The sequence below is a fragment of the Borreliella kurtenbachii genome (assembly GCF_030437945.2).
Classification (GTDB): Bacteria; Spirochaetota; Spirochaetia; order Borreliales; family Borreliaceae; genus Borreliella; species Borreliella carolinensis.
On sequence record NZ_CP124058.1, the window covers coordinates 386,404 to 410,026 of the forward strand.

Genomic DNA, 23,623 nt, shown 5'->3' on the forward strand with positions numbered 1-23,623 from the left:
AATTTATAAAATAGAAAGTATTTCGCTTTCATTCTTTGTTGCTAAATCATACTGAAAAATAAAGCCTAATGTTATTTTATGCATTTGATTTAAAAGTAAAGGTTTGTTGTAAAAAATTGGAGAGACTGTATATTCCAAAAAAATAAAATCTATATTAATTCTAGCTCCAATGTCTACTCCCAAAACAAAATTATCCAGCAATGTCCAATTACTTGAATCTATAAAACAAATTTTTGCACCAATGTATAAAAATTTTAAACCTGTAAAAAAGATTAAACTAAACATTGGGGTATAGGGTAAAAAGAAATAATTACCATACATTCTCAATGAGAATGTAACATCTTTTATTATGAAATAATTTATAGAATGCCTCAAATATGCTTGATCATTCAACATAAATATAATCTCATCGGTGTAAGGAGTATGGTTTGGTAAAAATTTAATATCTAAATTAAATTCTCCACCAAATGCTAAATTTTGAGAAACATTAACCCCAACTCCACTGAAAAATTGATACTTAAGCCTTTCATAAAAGAATAAATCTTGAGTAAAATTATCAACACCAACCCCAATTCCACTGTATACATTAAGATAACCAGGAATTCCTGAATAAATTCTTAATGTATTAAGCATAAAAACAAAAAAGAATAAAAAGTTTCTTCTCATAAAGCATACTTTTTGGCAAAATAAAATTAAATATTCATACTTATTTGAATAGACAACTCTTTAAATTTTTCAACTTCAAGACTAAGTTTATTGCCTCTCTTAAAACCAAAACCATCATTTTTAAATCTTGGAATTACATGAAAATGAGTATGAAAAACTTCTTGCCCCGCACCAGCCCCCAAAGCAGAATAGATATTTATTCCACCATAAATACTTGAATTTATTATCTTTAAAGCATTTGAAATTTTTTTACATACTTTTAAAATTCTCTCGCTAAATTTATCATCCATGTTCAATAAATTCTCACTATGTTCTTTGGGAATAACAAGAGTATGCCCAACAGTTAAAGGATTAATGTCTAAAAATGCTAAAACCAAATCGTCCTCATAAACTTTATAACTAGGAAGCTCTTTGTTTACTATTTTGCAAAAAATACAATTATACATTAAAAATATCCTATTATAAAAAAATAACAATCAACATATTTAAATGAAATTTAAGCAGCATAACTAACTAAAACCCATTTTGCTATATTAAAATAAGCTATTAAAGTAATAGCATCTGCAATCGTAGTGATTAAAGGGCCTGCCATAAGTGCTGGATCCAACTTCAAAATTTTAGCAACAATGGGCAAAAGACCTCCCAATATCTTTGCTACTGTCAAACTTACCATCAAGCAAGATGAAACTACAAAAGCTATTTTTAACCTATCAGAATGGTGTGGAGCTACAAAAAATACAATTCTTAAAAAATTAACACCAGCAAGAATTGCTCCCACTAAAATACTAACACATATCTCCTTTAAAAACACTTTAAAAAAATCTTTTACCTTAACAGTACCAAGAGCAAGCTCACGAATTATTAAAGCAGATGCCTGAGATCCGGCATTGCCTGAAGTATCCATTAAAAGAGGAATAAAACTGGCTAAAACCACTAAAGACAACATTAAATTTTGATAATTTGAAATGATTGTAGCTGTAAAAGTAGAAGAAACCATAAGAACTAAAAGCCAAATTATCCTATTTTTTGTCATAACTAAAATAGAAGTATCAAGATAAGATGTATCTAAAGGTTTAACAGCCGCAATCATTTGAAAATCTTCGGTATTTACAGATTGAATAACTTCTAAAATGTCATCGATAATAATAACCCCTATCATTCTCCCCTCATTATCAACAACAGGAACACTGGTAATATCATGTTTTTGAAAAAGAAGTGCAACATCTTCTTTTTCATCATTAACCCCCACAATATAAAACCCACTACTTCTCATTATTGATGAAAGAATAACATCATCTTTAGCCAATATTAAATCTTCAATTTTTATAACTCCTTTTAAATGCTTTTCATCATCTGTAATATAATAAGTGTAAATATCTTCTTTGGTTTTAGCTACCCTTCTAATATAATCAAGAGCTCTGCCAACTGTGAAATCTTCTTTAAGCTCAACATACTCAATCGTTACAATCGAGCCGGCAGAATCATCACTGTAAGACAAAAATTTATTAATAATTTCTCTATTCTCTTCTGTAGAACTTGCTAAAAATCTCTGAACAACATTTGCGGGAACTTCTTCTAAAAGGTCAATAACATCATCAAGATTCAACTCATCAATCATTTCACTTATTTCTTTATTGGTAAAAGAATTTGCTAATTTATTTTTTGTAGATTGGTCAAAATTAGAAAAAGTTTCAACTGCTATTTTTTTGGGCAAAAATCTGTAGAGCAAAATCAATTCAGTTCCATTAAGTTTTTTAAGCGCCTCAGCAATATCAAAGGAATCATGCTTTAAAAATTTTTCTTTAATTTTAGAATAACTCTTCTCTTTAAGAAAAATTCTCAATTCATCAATATCTATCATTAAAAGGCCCCCAAAAATTTAAATTTTACAAGACATTTAATGAATCTAATTCATCAAAGCTTATCCAACAACATAGAACATCTTCCTGAAGGAATAGGAAGGGTTTTTTCTTTTTTATTTAATATATTTATTGTAAAATAATAAAGTTTCTCAGATTCCATTTTTATTTCCCAACCTCTTTTTCCCTTATTACAAATTATTGTAGTTTGATTCTTTTTAAGAGATAAGCTTTCTATCCCCATAATCTCAAGAGTGGGTATGTTCCAATATACAGTTTTATCGGGCAAGCTAATTGTAAGTCCAATAATATTTTCTATCATCAAACTAATACTAAAAAGAGCAAGATAACAAATAAGACCTTTCTCAGTATAAGTTTTTTTATTAGAATCAAAATATGCAGGTCCTTCTTGCATGGGTTTATAAGCTTCCCAAATGTGCCCTTTAATCTTATTAAAAGGCATTAAAGTGTCTAATATATAATACAAATGTCTTATAGTAAATTCTCTTGCAATATTTGCACGACCACAATATTCAAGGCCTTTGATCACAAAAAAATTCATATAAGTATAAACCGACCCATAATATCCATTGCCATCCTCACTAAAACCTGGTTCACTAACAGAAAGTGTTGGAAAAGGATTTGGAGTTCCAAAATGTTTAGTACTTTTTAAATAAAAAATCATTCTTTCTATTCTGTCCTCACTGGGAATCTCGGAAAGCATTGGGAAAAACCCCACTATTGTCTTAATTCCAAGAATATTTTCATTAACATCAAGATCATAATAAAATCCATCTTTTTCGCTCCACATTAAAGAATTAATTTTGACCTTAAGGGAAAAAAATCGCTTTTTGTATTCAAGTGATAAATTTTTATCATTTAAAATGTCTGCTAATTTAGAAATACAATATGCATTATGAACTTGTAATGAATTAAAATCTACAGGGTAGTATGCATCTACTCTTGGAGAATTTTTATAAAAAATTTTATTTACATCAATTGAATAAAGACCATTTTCCTTTAAAAATTTGCTCTCTATCCATTTATAATACTTATCAAGAATTGGCAAAACTTCAGAAATTCTCTTTTTATTTCCTGTTTTATGATATAAGTTATATTCAGCCCACGCAAAAATAGGAAATCCAATGTTCTCTTCATTCTCATCAAGATCAATAATAGCATTGTTGTTGTCATATCTAGCTCTGATTGCACCAGATTCTTCCTGCAATTGATAAAATTTATCAATTGCAGATGTAGATGAATATTCCCCATTACTATAGACAAGAAAAAAGCTTGACATACAAGCTTGCATCTGATCTATATAATCGCAATTTTCCGAATAATAATTTTTATCTTTTTTACCCTTATCTGTAACTTTATGTAAAATAACCTTATCTTGAATCCAAGATAGACTTTTATTATAAATATCAATAAAGTCTTGATCATAATAGTAAATTTTGGGAAACATTTTTTTATTCAATGCTAAATCCTCTAAAACAATAGAAATGTAGTTATATTATTATAACACAATAAATATAACATAATTAAAAAAATTAAAAACTGGAAAATTAAAATCTTTCTATCTAAAAAGTCTATAACTTTAATATTTGTTTTATAAAAATTTCATATCCTTCCTGATTACAAGGAACAATAATCTCTTTATCGATTATTTTTCTCTCAAGAACTTTTATGTATTCAAATTCATTCGCATTAGATAAACCAACAATACCATCTCTTAATCCCATTTGAATAACTTTTCCACCTTCCCAAACATTATTATTTTTAATATATTCGCTAGTAATCAAATATAATGCATCACCAACGTTTTTTATAACAGAAGTAATAAAATTTTTAGGAGCAAGATGTGACTGGTCTTGATCAGCTCCAATAACATAGTAACCATCGCCAAGTTTCTTTGCCGCCTCAATAACGCCAAGTCCTGCTAAACCAGCTGCAAAATGAATTACGTCTATTCCTTTTGAATACATTTTATTAGCTATGACTCTACCAATATCAACATCGGAAAAAGAATTGGAATATTCACTCATAATCTCTATATTTTTATTAGCATACTTAGCACCAGCTTCATAACCATAGCGAAATGCATCTACTATGCTACCCTTAACTCCCCCTATAAAACCTATTTTGCCAGAAAAGCTTTTTTTAGCTGCAACATAGCCAGCCAAAAAAGCACCTTCCTCCACCCTAAAAACAACAGCAATCAAATTTTTGGGAATCTGAACATCATCGCCATAAATAGGATCTATTATTCCATAGCTAATTTTTGGATTCTCTGATGAAACCGATAAAGATGCGTCTGTAAGTCTATATCCTACAAGCCAAATCAGGTCTGAACCATTCGTTTTTAAATTATCAAGATCTGAAACATAACTAGAATAAACTCCAGAAACAGCACTAGAAAAAACTTTTTCAATACTTTCTGGAAAATCTTTTTTCAAGTGCAATAAAGCCTCATTAGCACTAGAATTAAAAGATTTGTCATCAAGAACACCATCTACCAACATGGATACCTTAATTTTTCTTGAACCAGATTCTATTTCATTTCTACTAAAGCAAGAAGTCAATAAAATACCTAATATAAAAATCGCAATCCTCATATAGAAAAATTTCTCCATTTCAATCATTCGAACAAAACCAATGTGTTTTTTATACCTAAAAATAAAACATATAAATCGATTTTTTATTCAAATAAATTATTTAAGAAATTTATCATAACTTTCTTTATCATGTGGAACAATAATTTCTTTGTTGATTATTTTGCTAGAAAGACTATCAATTTCTTTTTCAAGTTCAAAGGGAATCATCTTAGGATTTCTTACAAACCCTACAACCCCTTCTTTAAGGCCATAATTTATTAATTTGCCACCTTCAAAAGTATTAGTTTTTAGATAGTTAGATGTAAAAATATTTAAAGATCTACCAACATCTTTGGTTGTAGATGTTATAACATTATTGGGAGCAAGATATGATTGATCCTCATCAACTCCAATAATGTAATGCCCAGAACCAAGTTCTTTTGCAACCTCAATAGCCCCAATTCCTCCAAGGCCTGCAGCATGATGAATAATGTCTATTTCATCGGAATACATTTTAGTTGCAATACTTCTGCCAGCTTCAATGTCAACAAAACTACCAATATACTGAGTAGATATCTTTATATCTTTATTGGCATACTTAGCACCAGCCTCATAACCATACCTGAAAGCGTTTACTATCTCCCCCTCTATTCCCCCTAAAAATCCAATTTTACCTGTTTTAGAAACTTTTGCAGCAATATAACCTGTTAAAAATGCACCCTCTTGAGCTCTAAAGGTCATACCCACTAAATTTGCAGGAATAGGATCATTAGTAGAATAAACAGGATCAATAATTGCATATTTCATATCGGAATTTTGAAGAGAAACAGCCTTTGCCACATCGCTAAATCTATACCCAATAAGCCAAATTAAATCTGAACCCGCATCCTTAAGCCCTTCAAGATCAGATAAATAAGAATTCGCTGAAGATTCTTTTAAAACAAGTTCAATCTTAAATTCCTCTTTAACTTTTTTTGCACCATTTAAAGCACTCTCATTAAAAGATTTGTCATCAAAAGTTCCATCAATTATTAAAGATACCTTAGAAGTTTCACTCTCAAGACCACCCTTACCACTACAAGATAAAAAAATAATACCTTCAAATAAAATCAACAATAATAATTTATTCATAAACTATTCCCCCTTTACAAATAAAGCTATACCTAAGTAGTTTATAACTTTGATTTAAATAAATCAAATGCATATTCACTATCAGGAACAATAATTTCTCCACTTATTATTTTATTTTCTAGATCAATAACTTCATCAACTAATCTATTATTTAAAACATCAGGATCTTTAACAACTTCTATTACTCCTTCCTTTAGGCCACGATCAATAACAATGCCACCTTTAAAAACTCCATTATTAATATACTCTGATGAAATAGAATAAATAACCTTGCCAATATCCTTAAGTATTGAGGTAATAACATTTTGAGGTGCAATATATGATTGATCTTGATTTAAGCCAATAACATAATATTTAGGTCCAAGCTCCTTAGCAGCATCATAAACTCCAAGACCAGATATACCGGCTATTGGGAAAATAACGCCTACTTTGTCCTCTTTATACATGAATAGAGCCATTGCCTTGCCTTTCTCTTTATCAAAAAGAGAGGGCGCTTTTTTTGAAACTAATTTTAATTTAGGATTAGCATAAAAAATTCCGGCCTTAAAACCAAACTTAAAATCATTTAAATATTCACTAATAGGGCCTGTTAAAAATCCAATCTTTTCTTTCCTGCTCATCTTAGCAGCAATATACCCAGCCAAAAATGCAGCTTCTTCATTTCTAAACTTAATGGCCAAGGAATTTTTAGGAACTTGAATATCACCATAATCAAAAGCATCTATAATACCATAATAAATATCTGGACGTTCATAAGAAAGCCTAACAGACAAATCGGAAAATTCGTATCCAACCATCCAAAAAAGATTTAAAGGGTTTTTTTGAACCTCATACGCATCCTCTGCCATTGCCTCACTAACAGTAAGAAGTCTTTTACCCTCAATAGGGTAAGGCCTTAAAGATTTAGTTATAAGTTTTACTCCAAAATTATCTCTGAGCTTTACAACACCGCTATGAACACTTTGATTATAACCTTTATCATAAAAGCTACCATTAGCTAAAACACCTACAACAACTTTTTCAGATTTAATAGACTTTTTATTAGATTTAAAACAAGCAAATACTAATAAAGATAAAGCAATAAAAATAAACCTTTTAAACAAAATTAACCCTCTCCTTACAAAATTTATTTAAAAAAAATTTTTAATTTTTTAAAAATTAAAATATTAACTTTATTTTACTAACAAGTAGTATTCTTTATTTATAAAATAAAAATTTCAATAAGATACTTAAAAAGATACTTCTAGCATTAATAAAAACACGGTAGTAGGAAAAAATTATTTTTCCTACATCACCATAATATCCAAATTTAAACCCTTTTGCAAAATTAATTTAAATTAAAAACTCTCTAAAATATCTTTAAAGAATAAAAAGATTTTCCACAAACCAACTCATAAAAATCGAGTTAATTTTCCATTTGCAAAACAAAATTATCATAAGATGCCTTGTCATAAGGCGCTTTTATTATGCCATTCATTATACTTTGCCCGATTTCCAATGATTTGTTATAAATCTCAGAATAATTTGATTTTAAGTTTTCATTTAAAACCAAACCAAGCCCATCTTCTTTAAGCCCAAAAAATATGGTCTTGCCCCCACCCAAAACTCCAGTTTCTAAATACTCTTTTGTTAAACTATACATCAATGAATCAACTTTCTTTACAGCAGAAACAATAACATTATTAGGAGCAAGATATGATTGATCCTGATCGACTCCAATAATATAATGATCGGGTCCCAATTCTTTTGCGGCCTCAATTACTCCTATACCAGAAAGTCCTGCAGCTGCAAATATGATATCAACCCCATCTCGATACATATTAGACGCTGTTGAGCGACCAAGTCCAAAGTCTCCAAATGTGCCAACGTATTGAGAGATCACTTTAATATTAGAATTTGCATACTTAGCACCAGCTTCATATCCATACATAAAAGATTCTAAAACTTTTCCCCTCACTCCTCCAACAAATCCGATCTTACCCGTTTTAGAAGCCTTTGACGCTAAATATCCTGCTAAAAAAGCCACCTCTTCGGATCTAAAATTAATATTAAGAAGATTTTTGGGTATTTGAACTTCATCATAAACCCCTTCTATGATTGCATAACTAACAGAAACATTCTCGTTAGCCCTTTGCAAAAGAATGTCTGACAATTTAAATCCAATCCCCCAAATCAAATTTGAATTACCATCTTCTAAGTTTGCAATATCTCCTAAATAAGAATTGCTTGTAGATGCTTTTTCAATTATATTTATATTTAAATCGGCCTTTAATTTTCTTATCGCCTTAGAAGAACTTTCATTAAATCCTTTATCATCAAAAGCACCATCAACTATAAGCGAAACTGTTTTTGCCCCGGGCTTACCGCCATCAGGGCCAGAACAAGCAACAACAAGCAAAAAAATAATAAAATAATAAACTTTTTTTAACACAAAAATACCCTCCTTACTTTTAATAAAAAAATACAAAAAATAGTTCTAATAATACACAGCATATAAACAAAAAAAGACACCTTCAAAAGGTGTCTTTTTACCATCTATAATGAGTAAAAGCTTTATTTGCTTCAGCCATTCTATGGGTATCTTCTTTCTTCTTAAAAGCAGCTCCAGTAGAATTATATGCATTTAAAAGTTCGTTTGATAACTTTTCCTTCATAGACCTACCACTAGACTTTCTAGCAGCAAAAATAATCCACTTCATAGCCAAAGCTTCTCTTCTCTCTTCTCTAACTTCAACAGGAACTTGATATGTAGCACCACCCACTCGTCTACTTCTTACTTCTACCAATGGCTTAATATTATCTAAAGCTTTATAAAAAACAGCCATCTTATCGCTTTCTTCAAGCTTATCAGCAAGCAAGTCTATTGAACTGTAAAGTATATTCTCGCTTATTGATTTTTTTCCATCATACATCATTCTGTTTGCAAACTTTGCAACAATTCTAGAATTGTACCTAGTATCAACAAAAATTTTCTTTTTGATTTTTTTATTTTTTCTTGACATATTTAATATTAATCCACCTTTCAGTTAAGCTTTAGGCTTTTTTGTTCCATACTTAGATCTGCCCTTTTTCCTATTATTAACACCAAGGGTATCTTTAGCTCCCCTAACAATATGGTACCTTACACCAGGCAAATCTTTAACTCGACCACCTCTAATTAGAACCACAGAGTGTTCTTGTAAATTATGACCAATTCCTGGAATATATGCTGTTACTTCAAATCCATTTGAAAGTCTAACACGAGCTACTTTTCTTAAAGCCGAATTAGGCTTTTTGGGAGTTACGGTCATTACACGTGTACAAATTCCTCTTCTTTGAGGACAATTTTGAAGCGCAGGAGATGCGGTCTTCTCCGTTTGACTTTTTCTAGGCTTTCTAATTAACTGATTAATTGTAGGCATTTATCAACGCTCTCCTTTTCTTGAAACTATTAATAGAATGGTAGCAAATATATCACTTATTTTCAAGTTAAGCTTCAAAATCGATATTTTCACTAACTTTAATTTTTTTATAAAGCCCCATACCAGTCCCAGTAGGAATTAAATGCCCAATTACAACATTTTCTTTCAATCCCCTAAGATCATCTATTTTTCCAGCAATTGAAGCATCTGTTAATACTTTTGTTGTTTCCTGGAAAGACGCTGCGGAAATAAAAGAATCTATATTAAGAGAAGTCTTGGTTACTCCTATAAGAATTGGACTTGCTATTGCCGGCTCACCACCTTGTTCGATCACTTTTCTATTTTGCTCATAAAAAGTGTGCTTATCTACCTTTTGCCCATAAACAAAATTAGTATCACCAACTGCTACGATCTTCACTTTTTTCATCATTTGCTTGATTATCACACCAATATGTTTGTCATTAATACTTACACCCTGTTTTCGATAAACATCCTGAATTTCCGCCAACAGAAACTCTTGCAAACTAATCCCACCTAAAATTTCAAGCACATCATGGGGATTGATTCTGCCATCACAAAGCATGTCTCCTGCTTTAACAACATCTCCATCTCTAACCAAAAGATGTTTGCCGGCTGGAATATAATGTTTATGCTCAACCCCATACTCATCTAAAATATTAATAAGTCTTTTACCTTTTTGAATTGATTTAAATTGCACAATTCCACTTACTTTGGCCATTTCAGTCAAATTCTTAGGAATTCTTGTTTCAAAAAGATCATTAACACGGGGCAATCCTCCTGTAATATCTTGGGTTTTTTCAGAACCCTTAGAAAGTTTTGCAATAATATCTCCTATATTAATGCTCTGACCATCTTCAACCTGAAGATAAGCATCCCCTGGTAATACATAAGATGCAACCTCCATGCCGCTACTATCAATAATAAAAATTCTAGGATCAAGAGATTCAAAAACATTATCTGTAATTCTTTTTTCAACATTGCCTGTTTCAGTATTTATTTCTTCTTTAAGAGTGGTTCCTAAAATAATATCCTTAAATTTAATTTTACCCTTAACCTCTGCAATAATAGGCTCTGCAAATGGATCAAATGTGCCAATAACTTTGCCTGATTCAACATAATCACCAACCTCTATTTCAAGCTTTGTACCCGCTTTCAAGGAAACTTCTTGCTCTTCTGATACTATGAAAAAATTATCGCCTCTTAATTTAACATAACCAATATAAGAAGAGAGAATCTCTGTACCTTTTTTATCAACAAACAAAGGAATTCCTTTTATTACTCTTTGAGAATCTAAAACTTTAATCTCTTTTATGTTCTTAATTTTTTCCTCATAAAAAACATTGATTATTTTTAAAGTTCCTTTTCTTGTGAAAAGAATTCCGCTGTCAACTTTAACATTAAAACCTTCTATGCCATTAAGTATAAAGGCATTCTTTAAAGATATTTTATCATCCTCACTACCAGCCTGAGCAACTCCACCAATATGGAAAGTTCTCATGGTTAATTGAGTACCCGGTTGACCTATAGACTGAGCAGCAATTATTCCTACAGCCTCACCAATGTTAACAGGTTTATTCTTAGAAAAGTCTCTACCATAACATTTTTGACAAACACCATGTTCAGCTTCACACGTTAAAACAGATCTAATCACAAGTTTTTCAATACCAATTTTTTCTAATAACTCTATTTTGGCTTCTGAGATTTCTTCATTTGCATCTAAAACAATCTCACCAGTAATTGGATTTTTTATTCTTTCAATAGAATAACTCCCAACAGCTTTTTCTTTCAAAGATTCTAATATTTCTTCACCATTTTTTACAGTCTCAACTTTTATTCCGTTTATAGTTCCACAATCTTCTATTCTAACAACAACATCTTGAGCAATGTCTACTAATCTTCGAGTTAAATATCCAGCATCAGCGGTCTTAAGAGCAGTATCTGCTAGGCCTTTTCTTGCTCCATTCGTAGATATAAAAAACTCTATCACAGAAAGACCTTCTTTAAAGTTAGAAATAATTGGAAGCTCAATAATATCTCCAGAAGTTTTTGCCATTAATCCCCTCATACCAGCAAGCTGTCTTATTTGATTCCTACTACCCCTAGCACCAGAATCTGCCATCATATATATAACATTAAATCCATCTCTATCTCTCTTTAAAATTTCCATCATCTTATTAGTAAGCTCTTCGTTGGTCTTTAACCAAACAGAAACTACATTATTATATCGCTCTTCGCCAGTAATAACACCTTTAGCATAATCATTTTGAATTTTAGCAATCTCTTTGTTGGCCCTTTCTACATAAGTTCTTTTTTCATCAGGAACAATAATATCGCTCATACTAATTGTGCACCCAAACTTAGTAGCATACCTAAAGCCGAGCTCCTTGATAATGTCAAGCATTTCAATTACGGTAGAAGAACCATGAACTACATAAACTTTTGATATTAAAATTTGTAGCTCCAAATCGCTAAGAGTTTTATTTACAAATTCAATTCCATTGGGCAAAGCCTCATTAAATATAACCCTACCAGCTGTAGTTTTTTCGTACTCACCATCAATTTTTACATAAATAGAAGCATTGTAATCTAGACTCCTATTATTTATGGCAAGAATAACATTGCTAAAGTTTAAAAACTTTTTACCTTCTCCAACAACATTCTTTTTTTCCATAGTTAAATAATATAGGCCCAAAACGATATCTTGGGATGGAAAAACAATGGGGTGCCCATTAGCAGGATTTAAAAGATTATTTGTTGAAAGCATTAAAGCCCAACTTTCAGCTTGTGCTGCTGGAGTAAGAGGCACATGTACCGCCATTTGATCACCATCAAAATCGGCATTATATGCATGACAAACAAGGGGATGTAATTTTATTGCCTTGCCCTCAACTAACACGGGCTCAAAAGCTTGAATTCCAAGTCTATGAAGAGTTGGAGCCCTATTTAAAAGAATAGGGTGCTCTTTAATAACAAGATCTAAAATTTGCCATACCTCGTCAACTTCTTGCTCTATTAAATTCTTTGCTCTTTTGATATTAAAAACAGATTCACTCTCAATCAGCCGTCTTATCACAAAAGGCTTAAAAAGCTCAAGGGCCATTTTTGCAGGCAATCCACATTGATGTAGCTTCAGCTCAGGCCCAACAACAATAACAGAACGACCAGAATAATCTACTCTTTTACCAAGAAGATTTTGTCTAAACCTTCCCTGCTTACCTTTTAATGCATCGGAAAGCGATTTGAGGGGCCTACTAGATGAACCTTTAACAACCTTTCTTTTATGAGAATTGTCAAAAAGAGAGTCTACTGATTCTTGAAGCATTCTTTTTTCATTTCTCACAATAATCTCTGGCGCATTAAGAAGAAGCAACTTTCTTAAACGATTATTTCTATTTATAACTCTTCTATAAAGATCATTAAGATCAGATGTTGCAAAACGCCCTCCATCAAGCTGAACCATTGGCCTAATCTCTGGAGGAATAACAGGAAGAACTTCCATAATCATCCATTCTGGCTTATTGCCAGAAATTTTAAAATTCTCAATAATTTCAAGACGTCTTAAGAGTTTCTTATCGGTTTTATCATCTTTATCTATCATTTGAATTCTAAGCTTAGATGAAAGCTCATCAAGATCAAGATTTTCAAGAAGAGTTTTAATAGCTTCAGCTCCCATTGAAGCATTAAAAGACATACCATATCGCTCTCTAGCCTCTATGTACTCATCTTCATTTAAAAGCTGCATTTTTTTAAGATCAGTATCACCCGGTTCAATCACTACATATTTTTCATAATAAAGAATAGAGTTCAAACTAGATGCTGTAATATCAAGCAAAAGTCCAATCCTAGAGGGTATATATTTGTAATACCAAATATGAGCAACTGGGGCTGCTAACTCAATATGCCCCATTCTTTCACGTCTAACCTTAAAATGGGTAACCTCTACATTACAACGATCACAAATAATACCTTTATATCTAACCGATTTAAATTTACCACAATAACATTCCCATTCCTTTGTAGTACCAAAAATCCTTTCACAAAAAAGCCCATCCTTTTCGGGTCTTAAAGTTCTATAATTAATAGTCTCGGATTTTTTAACCTCTCCATAAGACCAATTTCTAATTTGGTCAGGAGATGCTATTTTAATTTTTATTCTTTCAAAATCTTTTATCTCTTTCATAAAAACTCCAAAAACCTAGCTTTTATTAATCAATTCTTCTTCTTTTTCTGTCAAAGGAACCTGATTCCCAGCATCATCATAAATTGACAAATCAAGCCCAAGCCCTCTAAGCTCTTGCATTAACACATTAAAAGACTCAGGGATCCCAGATACATTAGTAGGAACACCTTTTACTATATTTTCATATATCTTGACTCTGCCTGACATATCATCAGATTTAACTGTTAAAAGTTCTTGAAGGGTATGTGCTGCACCATAAGCTTCAAGAGCCCAAACCTCCATTTCTCCAAGTCTTTGCCCACCAAATTGAGCTTTTCCTCCAAGAGGTTGCTGAGAAACAAGAGAATATGGACCTGTTGATCTTGCGTGCATTTTATCATCAACAAGGTGGTGTAGTTTAAGCATGTAAATCACCCCGACCATTACTTCATTTTCGAACGGCTCTCCTGTATAACCATCATATAAAATTTCTTTAGAAGTTGGATTAAATCCAGCTTTTTTTAATTTTTCTTGAATTTGTTCATTTGTAGCAGATTCAAAAACAGGAACATTATAAGATTCACCAAGATATTTGCCAGCAAGACCCAATTGAGATTCCATTAACTGTCCGATATTCATTCTAGATGGAACTCCTAAAGGATTTAAGCATATATCAAGAGGGGTTCCGTCTGCAAGATAAGGCATGTCCTCAATAGGAAGAATCTTTGCAACAACACCCTTATTGCCATGTCGTCCAGCCATTTTATCGCCCTCTTTAAGCTTCCTTTTTTTGGCAACATAAACTTTAAGTATTTCCTCAACTCCGGGAGAAAGATTGCCAACATCCTCTTTAGTAATCCTTTGAACATCAATAACTGTACCTTCAGTACCATGAGGAACTTTTAATGAATTATTTTTAACATCTTTTGCTTTTTCTCCAAAAATAGAAGTTAAAAGCCTAAATTCAGGAGTAATGTCTCCTTCTGACTTTGGAGTAACTTTGCCAACCAAAATATCACCGGGTTTTACATAAGTTCCTATCCGTATAATCCCATTTTCATCCAATTTGTTTAGTATTTTTTCGCTAACATTAGGTATATCTCCTGTAACTTTCTCAGGACCAAGTTTAGTTTCTCTTACTTCTATGCTAAATTCTTTGATATGAATAGATGTATAAAGATCTTCCTTTACAATTCTATCAGAAATCAATATAGCATCCTCATAATTAAATCCATTCCAAGGAATAACTCCTAGCAACAAATTATTGCCAAGAGCAAGCTCCCCAAATCTAGTAGCGGGGCCGTCAGCTATTATTTCGCCCATTTCAACCTTTTGACCCTCTTTAACTAAAACGGATTGATTAAAGCAAGTATCTTGATTTGTCCTTTCATACTTAACAATATGATATTCATCTAAATCTTTAGAATTCTCTGCCTCAAAAGGTTTAACAACTATCTTACTACTTGTTGCAAGAATAACTTCCCCACTTCTTTTAGCCTTAACAACGACTCCTGAATCCTTTGCAACAACACTTTCCATGCCCGTACCAACAATAGGAGGTTTAGGAAAAAGTAGGGGCACCGCTTGTCTTTGCATATTAGAACCCATAAGCGCTCGATTGGCATCATTGTGCTCAAGAAAAGGAATTAACGCTGAAGATACTGAAATTAATTGCCTAGGAGAAACGTCCATATAGTCTATGTTTGTGGGGCTTGTTGTAGTATAATCACCAGAAACTCTAACAGAAACTAAATCTTCAAGATACTTTCCATTAGAATTAAAAGCAGCATTAGCCTGAGCAATACACTTTTTCTCTTCGTCAATAGCAGATAAATATTCTAATTGATCAGTCACCTCTCCATTAACAACTTTCCTATAAGGGGTTTCTAAAAAACCATAATCATTAACCCTGGAATAAGTAGCCAAAGAAACAATAAGCCCAATATTTGGTCCTTCAGGAGTTTCAATGGGACACATTCTGCCATAATGAGTATAATGCACATCTCTTACTTCAAATCCTGCCCTATCCCTTGAAAGTCCCCCTGGCCCAAGAGCATTAAGACGTCTTTTGTGAGTAAGTTCAGCCAAAGGATTGACCTGGTCCATGAACTGTGAAAGCTGACTGGTTGCAAAAAATTCTTTAACAGCAGATACAATAGGTTTAACGCTTATTAATTCTTGAGGCTTTAGATTAAAAACTTCCTTGTTAGACATTCTATCTTTAGCAATTTTTTCAACCCTTGACATAGCACCTTTATATATATTAGTAAGAAGCTCCCCAACAGAACGAACTCTTCTGTTTCCCAAATGGTCAATATCATCAAGAACATCATGGCCTTCATATATTCTTAAAAGATGCGATATGGTGTTAACAATATCATCCATAGTTAAAACTGACGTACTTAAATCATCAAATCCAAATTTTTTAGAAAGTTTATAGCGCCCTACACGTCCAAGATCATATCTTCTTTCAGAAAAGAATATAGTTTTTAAATCGTTTTCAGCATTATCAATTGATATTGGCTCACCAGGAAAAAGAGAGCCATAAACAGCCAGCATAACTGATTCTTTTGGAAGCTCTTTAGAACCATCCTTTAAAGCAAAAAACGCATCCTCTTTTTCAAGGCAATTTAAAATAACATTCGAACTTACAAAACATTTTCCAGGAATATCATCATAACCATCAAAATCAACAAGCTCTATTTCATTTACTCTATTTTGTAAAAAATCTTCAACATCTTGCAGAGTAATTTTATCTCCTGCTCGATAATACATATTCTCTCTTATGTTAATACTCTTGGCTAAATATTGCCCTGGAAGATCTCTTTTTGTACCATCTTCAACTTTAATTTTTTTAATGTTATAAAAAGTTTCTATTATTTTTTCTCTCGTATCAAACCCTAAAGCTCTTAAAAAAAGAGTTATGAGTATTCTTTTTTTTCTATCTATTTTTACATAAAGATAATCTTTTTTAGAATCAACCTCAAATTCTAACCAAGAACCACGATAAGGAATTATTCTAGCAGAATACAAATCTTTTTCTTTATAAAAAACAACTCCTGGGGATCTGTGAATCTGAGAAACAACAACCCTCTCAGCCCCATTAATAATAAAAGTACCCCTTTCTGTCATTAAAGGAATAGTTCCCATGTATACGTCTTTTTGCCTTATTTCCCCAGTAGTCAAAAATTGCAAATTCAGTCTTACTTTTAAAACAGCCTCATAACTTTGACCCTTTCTTTTACATTCTTTTTCTGTAAAATTAAGAGCATCATTTTCTATATAGTATCTTTCATACTCAAGAGCAACATCGCCATTTCCACTTTTGATGGGAAATATATTTCTAAAAACAGACTCAAGGCCTTCATTAAGTAAAGGTTTTTTATTTTTTAATTTATCAAGTTGTAAAAATTTTTCATAAGAATTTAATTGTATTTCTATCAGGTTAGGTAGGTCTAAAATCTCATCAGCTCTTCCTTGTCCCAGATGAACTCTTTTTATCATTAAAAGACTCCTTTTTTAAGACATAACAAGCCGCATATCATAACGACATGCGGAATATAACAACTTTGATATATTTTTAATTTTTTATTTAACTTCAACTTTTGCGCCAACTGCCTCAAGTTTCTTTTTTAATTCCTCAGCATCTGACTTAGAAAGACCTTCTTTAATGGCTTTAGGAGCAGCTTCTACTAACGCCTTAGCTTCTCCAAGACCAAGTCCTGTAATAGCTCTAACCTCTTTTATAACATTTATCTTGCTATCCCCAAAAGACATAAGAATTACATCAAATTCGGTTTGTTCCTCAGAATCAGCTGAACTTGCTGAAACAGCTCCCCCCATACCAGCAGAAACAGCTGCAGTGACTCCGAATTTTTCCTCAATAGCTGTTACAAGGTCAACAACTTCCATAGTTTTTGCACCCTCAAGCCAGGTTAAAATATCTTCTTTATTTAGTGCCATATTAACTCCTTATATATTTTCATTTTACAGTGATAGCATGCACTCAAAAATTAAGACTAACACTGCCATGTTAATTTTTAACATCAGCCAAAGCTTTCAATGTTCTTGCAAGCTTAGAAACTGGCGCTTTTAACACGCTAGCAAATAAAGAAATAGACTCTTTTTTGGTAGGAAGTTTACTATAAGCTTGAACTTTAGCCTCATCATAAAACTCTCCTAACACAAAACCGCCCTTTACTTTTAAAGTACTACTTTTTACAAAATCATAAAAAATTTTTGCTATTACATTAGCCTCTTCTAATGCAGCAACAACAACCGTAGGGCCAACCAAACAAGAATCAATAACATTAATATTCTTTTCTTTTAAAACCATCTTCATTATATTGTTTTTAACAACTTTTAATGCTCCATGTTCGCTTTCTATTTTATTGCGAAGTTCTGTCAACTGAGCTACATTTAAACCTCTATAATCTAAGAAAAAAAAATTTTGCTTACTATCTACAAATTGTTTTAATAAATCAAACATTTCCAACTTTTTAGAATTTATCTTTGTGCTCATAATGCTACCTCCAAACAAAATTAACTTTTATAGAAGGCCCCATAGTAGATGAAATATATATACTATCTATAAAAGCTCCCTTTAAGTCACTCGGTCTTTTTTTAACAACTTCCTTGATAAATTCCTCATAATTTTCTTTTATCTTTTCATTATCCATAGAAAATTTACCAAAAGAAAAGCTTATTACACCATTTTTATTTGCTCTAAATTCTGTTCGACCTTTTTTAAGACTATTGATTGCATCTTTAAGATTATTTGTGACTGTTTGGGTCTTTGGATTGGGCATTAACCCCCTTTTCCCTAAAATAGGGCCAAGCCTTCCAACATCTTTCATCATATCAGGAGTTGCAACAACAATATCAAATTCATCCCAACCACCTTTAATCTTATTTATAAGATCATCATCGCCAACATAAGTTGCACCAAAAGCTCTAGCTTCATCTGCTCGATCACCTTTTGCAAAAACAAGTATTCTTTTTGGCTTCATAAACTGATTTGGCAAAACTATAGTGTCTCTAACAGTATGATTCTTTTTTAAATTAAGGTTAATAGATATATCTATAGTTTCATCAAATTTGGCAAACTTAATTTCTTTCAACAGTGAAATTGCATCTTCAATGCTATAAAATTTATTCTTATCTACTTTGGAAAAAGCTTCAATATATTTTTTACCTTTTTTTGACATTATTTCTCCACCTCAACACCCATTGAACGTGCACTTCCTGCAATAATTTTAAACGCTGCTGATTCTGACTTTGCATTTAAATCAGGCATTTTAATTCTTGCTATCTCCATCAACTTTTCTCTTGATATCGTTCCAACTTTATCTGTATTGGATTTTTTAGATCCTGATTCTATCCCAATAGCTTTTTTAATTAAAATCGAAGCCGGAGGGGTCTTTATAATAAAGGAAAAACTTTTGTCGCTATAAACAGTAATAATAACAGGAACCACAATGCCGGGATCCATCTTTGCGGTTCTCTCATTAAATTCTTTTACAAACTGAGGACCACTAACTCCATGAGGACCAAGCGCTTGTCCTATTTTAGCTCCTGGGGCTGCTTGAGCAGCTGGAACCTGTAATTTAATCCAAGAAATTGCTTTTTTTTTTGCCATATCATCTCCTTATGGTAATAACGCCTTCAAAGCTCCCATTAGTATTAAATTTTAAATCTTTTCTATATGCTGGAAATCAACTTCAACAGGCGTTGATCTTCCAAAAATTTGAACTGCAACTTTTAATTTCTTCCTTTCATAATCAATAGAACTAATAAGCCCCTCAAAAGAGTCAAAAGGTCCGCCTTTAATCCTAACCCTTTCTCCTTCTTCAAAGTCATAAAGCATAAAAATGGATTTATTTGCTTTAATCTCGCCAGTAAGCATAAAAACACTTTTTACTTCTTCATCATTAATAGGAATAGGTCTTTGCCCCTTACTAACACCAACAAAATTAATAACACCTTGAACTTTGATAATATTAGCAACAACATCTTTCCAACCTACTTCCGGAAGATCTAGCTCAATAAGAATATAGCCTGGCCAAATTTTTCTCTCTCTTATTCTTTTCTTTCCATTTCTTATCTCTTCTACTTTTTCAATAGGAGCCTTAACATCTAATACTATATCGCCAAAAACACCTTCGCTTATTAAAAGTCTTATGTCCTGCTCTATCTTTTTCTCATATTGAGAATAAGTTTGAACTACATACCAAGCTCTAGACATAATTTACCCTTCTTACAATAAAACTAAAATACATAAGTTACAACAAGAAACATGAGATAATCGACTATACCCAAGAAAATTGAAACAAATAATACCAGCCAAAAAACTTGTTTTCCATTTCCAACCACTTCATTATACTTAGGCCACGTCACCTTCTTAAGTTCCAAGATACTATCTTTGATAAACCTAAACACTTTAAAGCCTCACTTTAATTCTAACAACAGGTCAGGAGGGATTCGAACCCCCAGCATACAGTTTTGGAGACTGTCGTTCTACCGTTGGAACTACTGACCTATTATTTACTATTTTATTTTTCCTTCCTTGTGAAGAGTGTGTTTTCGCAATTTTGGACAATATTTCATCAATTCTAACTTTTCCTGCTTATTGCGTCTATTCTTAGTAGTGGTATAATTTCTAATTCCTGTCTCTTCACAAATCAAAGATATAAGCTCAACAGCTCCTTTACCCTTCTTTTTACCCATACAACAAAACTCCTAACTACCAACAAAAGCCCCCAATCGGACTTGAACCGACGACCCCCACCTTACCATGGTGGTGCTCTACCAACTGAGCTATAAGGGCACTAATCCCTATAAAACTCTTTATTATCTTAGTGGATTGTTTGGAAAAAAACAAGTACTAAGTTTAATTTTCTTATTTTATTACAACAAGTTTTCCATCTTGCAAAAGTTTAATGTTGTTACTATTTGAAAACAACTTATTAATAGAATGTTCATCAAGTATAATATCTGTATTATTTTTACCATAAATACTTTTGGCAACTAACTTTAAAGGACGATGTCCAACCCTATTTTTATTATTATAAAGAACATCATTGCTATACTCAAGCATTCCCCATTTTTTCAAAGCCTCTGAAGAAACCATTCTCTTATCAAAATATGGTCTAATATTTTCATCATAAATTTTGATAAAAAAAGAGTCTTCTAATTTTTTAGAACCAGAAGAATTATTGTAGACTTCACCTACATAAATCACAATTCCTGTATACTCGGTTTTATCAACATCAGAATTTACCAATGGATAAAAAGCTTTATAAGGCGTTTCATGTGAAAAAAATAAATTTATAAAATCGGGGAAAAGACTAAGCTCATACCTAACAGTTAGGCTTCTTAAATCTTCTGAATATTTTATATAAGATCTTTTCAAGATGCTATTAGGACCTGAAAAATTAAGTATTAAGCTGGGATTCAAGTCAAAATAATTCTTAAAAGTATTTTCAGAATCCATAATTATCTTAAAAAGAGATTCTCTTATTAAAGTGTCTTTAAAATCATTAATGGTTGCTATTAATTTAGACGCCGTATTTAAACCCACTGGTCTAAATTCATTTTCATTAATTTCCTTAACAATGTCAAAACAAATAACCTTCCTATCCCAATCGATTATTCTGTGTACACTTGTCTCAGCAGCTTCATCTTTTATTATAGAAACATTAGAATAAAGTAGAAATAAATAACTAAAAAGAACCTTAAGAAAATGCATTATCTCCTTCCTATTATTTTTTGCCTAAATATACACCTATCCAAGTCCAACCATTATTAATTTCTGGATCTTTAGGATAAACAATTCTTTTAAAAACAAAATACCATTCCCGAATATGATCCCATCCGCTTGATTCAAGATAAGATATGTCATCACTAGAATCTGCCTCAAGATGCTTTGCAAATTGTATTCCGTTTTTCCTTCTTCCCCCAAGCCTAATCATCGTGGTTAAAAAGCTATTAGTATTAATAGAATTGCTCTTTCCGCCCTTTTGATCCCAGCTTTGAATAAAAAAATTATTTTTATCTCTTATATTAAGCAATTTAGAAGTATTCCCAGAAAGAATAAAATTTTTAACATCCTGGATTAAATCTCCTAAATTTCTATAAACAACAAACTCTGGATTATTAAAGTAATTAATTTTTGTAACAACATTAAAATAGTCTCTAGAATCTATTTTTAAATGTGATCTTGGAATTGAAAGAAATTTTTTATAGTAAAAATAAGATTCGTCGTAATCTTGAACATCTTCCAAACTTAATGCAAGATTATAAAAATAATTACCCTTTTCCTCATTATTTAAATTATCAATCCCTGTATTTAATACAAATTTGTAATAATTGATTTTATCGATTGAATCAATATTTAAATTGACAATCTTTTTAGCCGCCCTTGTTTTCACTGAACAGTTTTCATAAACATAATCATCAAAATTATCAACAACACACCTGTAAATACTAAAAGCCACAAAATCTTCTCCCATGGAGCTATAAATATTTCCCATTAAATATAGATATAAAGGATAATATTCTCTAGATTCATCATCAATAATTCCACTATTTACAATTTCTAAAGCGTCCTCATAATTTTTATTTGCAACATATATATTAACAACCCTATCAATAATAAGAAATTTATCTAATCTATTCTTATTAGAAGACTTTAAAAGATGAGTAAGATTTTGAATCTCGCTTTGTTTTTGGCTACAAGAAGTAAGCAAAAACAAAATCAAAATAAATTTAGCAATTTCGGTCAATAGATTCATAAGAGTATTTTACAATATAAATTATACATAATAAAATGCACACCTCAATTTAAAAAATTGTTAAAATTCTTCTAAATACTAATTTAATATGACCACATATTATATTAAAATCAATACAAAAACAGCAAAACAACGAAACTAAAGCCTAAATTAAAATTTAGTATAAACTCAATATTTAAAAAATAATAAAATCATTTCATAACTGACAATTATGAACACAAAAACATTGAAAAATAATCTTATAGTGCCCTATAATAAATGTTAATTTAATGCCTATTTAAAAAAGCAATCATCTAAAATTAAACACTTTATTAAAGGAATATAAAACTCGCAAAACATGAAAAAAGAATTCATTATGCTTTTACTATTATTACAAACAATAATGAATTTAAATTCAATAAATATTAATACAAGCACTTCAATAGTAAACGAATTGCAAAAAAATTTATATGTTTTCAATAACAAGGAATATCAAAAAGATAAAGACACTTTAAATGAATTTATAAATTCAATAAATATAAACGACAAAGAAATCTTACAGGGTTTAGAAAAAGTTAAAAATGAACTTTTTCTAATATCTGTTTTTTTCAACAATAAAAAGGGAGTTTTAATTGCACTAAATCTTGGAGCAGAAATAAACTTTAGATATAAAATATCTCCAATTTCAATTTCAATAATAAACAATGAATTTGAAATCATAAAAATATTGGTAGATTACGGAATAAGCCTTAATCAAATAGATGATACCGGGCATTCTCCAATATTTTGGGCAATATATACTAATAACGAAAAAGTATTTGAATTTTTAAAAGAAAGCGGAGCTGATTTAAGCTCTACAATTAAAAATAGAAAAACACCAATGCAAGCCGCAATAGAAACAGAAAATATAAAACTAATTAAATATTTGAAAAAGAAAAAAATTTACATTGACGATAATTATAAAAAAAAACTTAAAACACTTAAAAACAAAGAAATAGTACGAATTTTAGTAAAATAA

Annotated in this window: 22 protein-coding genes and 2 tRNA genes; 1 reads left to right on the forward strand and 23 read right to left on the reverse strand. The window is 31.2% G+C overall.

Annotated features, from left to right (window positions below; translation table 11 throughout):
• Positions 1-3 precede the first annotated feature (3 nt).
• From QIA22_RS02415 to QIA22_RS02525, 23 genes are all read right to left on the reverse strand, one after another.
• Positions 4-666 (reverse strand): hypothetical protein, encoded by a 663-nt coding sequence (locus QIA22_RS02415; protein WP_301611570.1) that lies wholly within the window; start codon positions 664-666, stop codon positions 4-6.
• Positions 667-692: 26 nt separating this feature from the next.
• Positions 693-1,112, reverse strand: a complete 420-nt coding sequence (locus QIA22_RS02420; RefSeq protein WP_301611571.1) for an HIT family protein — start codon at positions 1,110-1,112, stop codon at positions 693-695.
• A 50-nt stretch (positions 1,113-1,162) separates the two neighbouring features.
• Entirely contained in the window at positions 1,163-2,527 is a 1,365-nt protein-coding gene (gene mgtE, locus QIA22_RS02425; RefSeq protein WP_301611572.1) for a magnesium transporter, read from the reverse strand.
• 53 nt (positions 2,528-2,580) lie between these two features.
• On the reverse strand, positions 2,581-4,005 hold the full coding sequence (locus QIA22_RS02430) for an MGH1-like glycoside hydrolase domain-containing protein (protein ID WP_301611573.1): 1,425 nt from the start codon (positions 4,003-4,005) through the stop codon (positions 2,581-2,583).
• A gap of 112 nt (positions 4,006-4,117) precedes the next feature.
• Positions 4,118-5,143 (reverse strand): nucleoside ABC transporter substrate-binding protein BmpB, encoded by a 1,026-nt coding sequence (bmpB, locus tag QIA22_RS02435; protein ID WP_301611574.1) that lies wholly within the window; start codon positions 5,141-5,143, stop codon positions 4,118-4,120.
• 96 nt (positions 5,144-5,239) lie between these two features.
• Positions 5,240-6,253, reverse strand: a complete 1,014-nt coding sequence (gene bmpA / locus QIA22_RS02440) for a nucleoside ABC transporter substrate-binding protein BmpA (protein ID WP_301611575.1) — start codon at positions 6,251-6,253, stop codon at positions 5,240-5,242.
• Between the two features lie 41 nt (positions 6,254-6,294).
• The gene (gene bmpC, locus QIA22_RS02445; RefSeq protein ID WP_301611576.1) at positions 6,295-7,356 is read right to left on the reverse strand and encodes a nucleoside ABC transporter substrate-binding protein BmpC; all 1,062 of its coding nucleotides are present in this window, start codon (positions 7,354-7,356) and stop codon (positions 6,295-6,297) included.
• A gap of 302 nt (positions 7,357-7,658) precedes the next feature.
• Positions 7,659-8,684: a nucleoside ABC transporter substrate-binding protein BmpD gene (bmpD, locus tag QIA22_RS02450; RefSeq protein WP_301611577.1), complete on the reverse strand. Its 1,026-nt coding sequence runs from the start codon at positions 8,682-8,684 to the stop codon at positions 7,659-7,661.
• A gap of 97 nt (positions 8,685-8,781) precedes the next feature.
• On the reverse strand, positions 8,782-9,255 hold the full coding sequence (gene rpsG / locus QIA22_RS02455; protein ID WP_014023624.1) for a 30S ribosomal protein S7: 474 nt from the start codon (positions 9,253-9,255) through the stop codon (positions 8,782-8,784).
• A 24-nt stretch (positions 9,256-9,279) separates the two neighbouring features.
• Positions 9,280-9,654, reverse strand: coding sequence for a 30S ribosomal protein S12 (gene rpsL / locus QIA22_RS02460; protein WP_002656492.1), 375 nt, complete (start codon positions 9,652-9,654; stop codon positions 9,280-9,282).
• 67 nt (positions 9,655-9,721) lie between these two features.
• Positions 9,722-13,855 carry a DNA-directed RNA polymerase subunit beta' gene (gene rpoC / locus QIA22_RS02465; protein WP_301611578.1) on the reverse strand — a complete coding sequence of 1,378 codons (4,134 nt, stop codon included), beginning with the start codon at positions 13,853-13,855 and terminating at the stop codon, positions 9,722-9,724.
• Between the two features lie 15 nt (positions 13,856-13,870).
• The gene (rpoB, locus tag QIA22_RS02470; protein ID WP_301611579.1) at positions 13,871-17,338 is read right to left on the reverse strand and encodes a DNA-directed RNA polymerase subunit beta; all 3,468 of its coding nucleotides are present in this window, start codon (positions 17,336-17,338) and stop codon (positions 13,871-13,873) included.
• A gap of 84 nt (positions 17,339-17,422) precedes the next feature.
• Entirely contained in the window at positions 17,423-17,797 is a 375-nt protein-coding gene (gene rplL / locus QIA22_RS02475; RefSeq protein WP_301611580.1) for a 50S ribosomal protein L7/L12, read from the reverse strand.
• Positions 17,798-17,867: 70 nt separating this feature from the next.
• Positions 17,868-18,356, reverse strand: a complete 489-nt coding sequence (gene rplJ, locus QIA22_RS02480) for a 50S ribosomal protein L10 (RefSeq protein WP_301611581.1) — start codon at positions 18,354-18,356, stop codon at positions 17,868-17,870.
• A gap of 4 nt (positions 18,357-18,360) precedes the next feature.
• Positions 18,361-19,041, reverse strand: a complete 681-nt coding sequence (gene rplA / locus QIA22_RS02485; RefSeq protein WP_301611582.1) for a 50S ribosomal protein L1 — start codon at positions 19,039-19,041, stop codon at positions 18,361-18,363.
• Positions 19,041-19,472 carry a 50S ribosomal protein L11 gene (gene rplK / locus QIA22_RS02490; RefSeq protein WP_014023630.1) on the reverse strand — a complete coding sequence of 144 codons (432 nt, stop codon included), beginning with the start codon at positions 19,470-19,472 and terminating at the stop codon, positions 19,041-19,043. Before rplK ends, rplA begins: the two co-directional genes overlap by 1 nt.
• A gap of 51 nt (positions 19,473-19,523) precedes the next feature.
• Entirely contained in the window at positions 19,524-20,078 is a 555-nt protein-coding gene (gene nusG, locus QIA22_RS02495) for a transcription termination/antitermination protein NusG (protein ID WP_301611583.1), read from the reverse strand.
• A 23-nt stretch (positions 20,079-20,101) separates the two neighbouring features.
• Entirely contained in the window at positions 20,102-20,272 is a 171-nt protein-coding gene (gene secE / locus QIA22_RS02500; protein WP_002556990.1) for a preprotein translocase subunit SecE, read from the reverse strand.
• A 27-nt stretch (positions 20,273-20,299) separates the two neighbouring features.
• A tRNA-Trp gene (locus QIA22_RS02505) sits at positions 20,300-20,372 on the reverse strand.
• Positions 20,373-20,380: 8 nt separating this feature from the next.
• Positions 20,381-20,560, reverse strand: a complete 180-nt coding sequence (gene rpmG / locus QIA22_RS02510; RefSeq protein WP_002556991.1) for a 50S ribosomal protein L33 — start codon at positions 20,558-20,560, stop codon at positions 20,381-20,383.
• A 27-nt stretch (positions 20,561-20,587) separates the two neighbouring features.
• A tRNA-Thr gene (locus QIA22_RS02515) sits at positions 20,588-20,660 on the reverse strand.
• 72 nt (positions 20,661-20,732) lie between these two features.
• A complete protein-coding gene (locus tag QIA22_RS02520) occupies positions 20,733-21,581 on the reverse strand; it encodes a hypothetical protein (protein WP_301611584.1) in 849 nt (282 codons plus the stop codon).
• Between the two features lie 13 nt (positions 21,582-21,594).
• Positions 21,595-22,626: a hypothetical protein gene (locus QIA22_RS02525; RefSeq protein ID WP_301611585.1), complete on the reverse strand. Its 1,032-nt coding sequence runs from the start codon at positions 22,624-22,626 to the stop codon at positions 21,595-21,597.
• A gap of 337 nt (positions 22,627-22,963) precedes the next feature.
• On the opposite strand from QIA22_RS02525, the gene QIA22_RS02530 reads away from it, so the two are divergent.
• Entirely contained in the window at positions 22,964-23,623 is a 660-nt protein-coding gene (locus tag QIA22_RS02530) for an ankyrin repeat domain-containing protein (protein ID WP_301611586.1), read from the forward strand.

What these genes read in the sequence shown, in the direction of transcription:
- QIA22_RS02415 (WP_301611570.1), bottom strand. Translation starts at nt 666, where the DNA reads ATGAGAAGAAACTTTTTATTCTTTTTTGTTTTTATGCTTAATACATTA.
- QIA22_RS02420 (WP_301611571.1), bottom strand. Translation starts at nt 1,112, where the DNA reads ATGTATAATTGTATTTTTTGCAAAATAGTAAACAAAGAGCTTCCTAGT.
- mgtE (WP_301611572.1), bottom strand. Translation starts at nt 2,527, where the DNA reads ATGATAGATATTGATGAATTGAGAATTTTTCTTAAAGAGAAGAGTTAT.
- bmpB (WP_301611574.1), bottom strand. Translation starts at nt 5,143, where the DNA reads ATGAGGATTGCGATTTTTATATTAGGTATTTTATTGACTTCTTGCTTT.
- bmpA (WP_301611575.1), bottom strand. Translation starts at nt 6,253, where the DNA reads ATGAATAAATTATTATTGTTGATTTTATTTGAAGGTATTATTTTTTTA.
- rpsG (WP_014023624.1), bottom strand. Translation starts at nt 9,255, where the DNA reads ATGTCAAGAAAAAATAAAAAAATCAAAAAGAAAATTTTTGTTGATACT.
- rpsL (WP_002656492.1), bottom strand. Translation starts at nt 9,654, where the DNA reads ATGCCTACAATTAATCAGTTAATTAGAAAGCCTAGAAAAAGTCAAACG.
- rpoC (WP_301611578.1), bottom strand. Translation starts at nt 13,855, where the DNA reads ATGAAAGAGATAAAAGATTTTGAAAGAATAAAAATTAAAATAGCATCT.
- rpoB (WP_301611579.1), bottom strand. Translation starts at nt 17,338, where the DNA reads ATGATAAAAAGAGTTCATCTGGGACAAGGAAGAGCTGATGAGATTTTA.
- rplL (WP_301611580.1), bottom strand. Translation starts at nt 17,797, where the DNA reads ATGGCACTAAATAAAGAAGATATTTTAACCTGGCTTGAGGGTGCAAAA.
- rplJ (WP_301611581.1), bottom strand. Translation starts at nt 18,356, where the DNA reads ATGAGCACAAAGATAAATTCTAAAAAGTTGGAAATGTTTGATTTATTA.
- rplA (WP_301611582.1), bottom strand. Translation starts at nt 19,041, where the DNA reads ATGTCAAAAAAAGGTAAAAAATATATTGAAGCTTTTTCCAAAGTAGAT.
- rplK (WP_014023630.1), bottom strand. Translation starts at nt 19,472, where the DNA reads ATGGCAAAAAAAAAAGCAATTTCTTGGATTAAATTACAGGTTCCAGCT.
- nusG (WP_301611583.1), bottom strand. Translation starts at nt 20,078, where the DNA reads ATGTCTAGAGCTTGGTATGTAGTTCAAACTTATTCTCAATATGAGAAA.
- rpmG (WP_002556991.1), bottom strand. Translation starts at nt 20,560, where the DNA reads ATGGGTAAAAAGAAGGGTAAAGGAGCTGTTGAGCTTATATCTTTGATT.
- QIA22_RS02520 (WP_301611584.1), bottom strand. Translation starts at nt 21,581, where the DNA reads ATGCATTTTCTTAAGGTTCTTTTTAGTTATTTATTTCTACTTTATTCT.
- QIA22_RS02525 (WP_301611585.1), bottom strand. Translation starts at nt 22,626, where the DNA reads ATGAATCTATTGACCGAAATTGCTAAATTTATTTTGATTTTGTTTTTG.
- QIA22_RS02530 (WP_301611586.1), top strand. Translation starts at nt 22,964, where the DNA reads ATGAAAAAAGAATTCATTATGCTTTTACTATTATTACAAACAATAATG.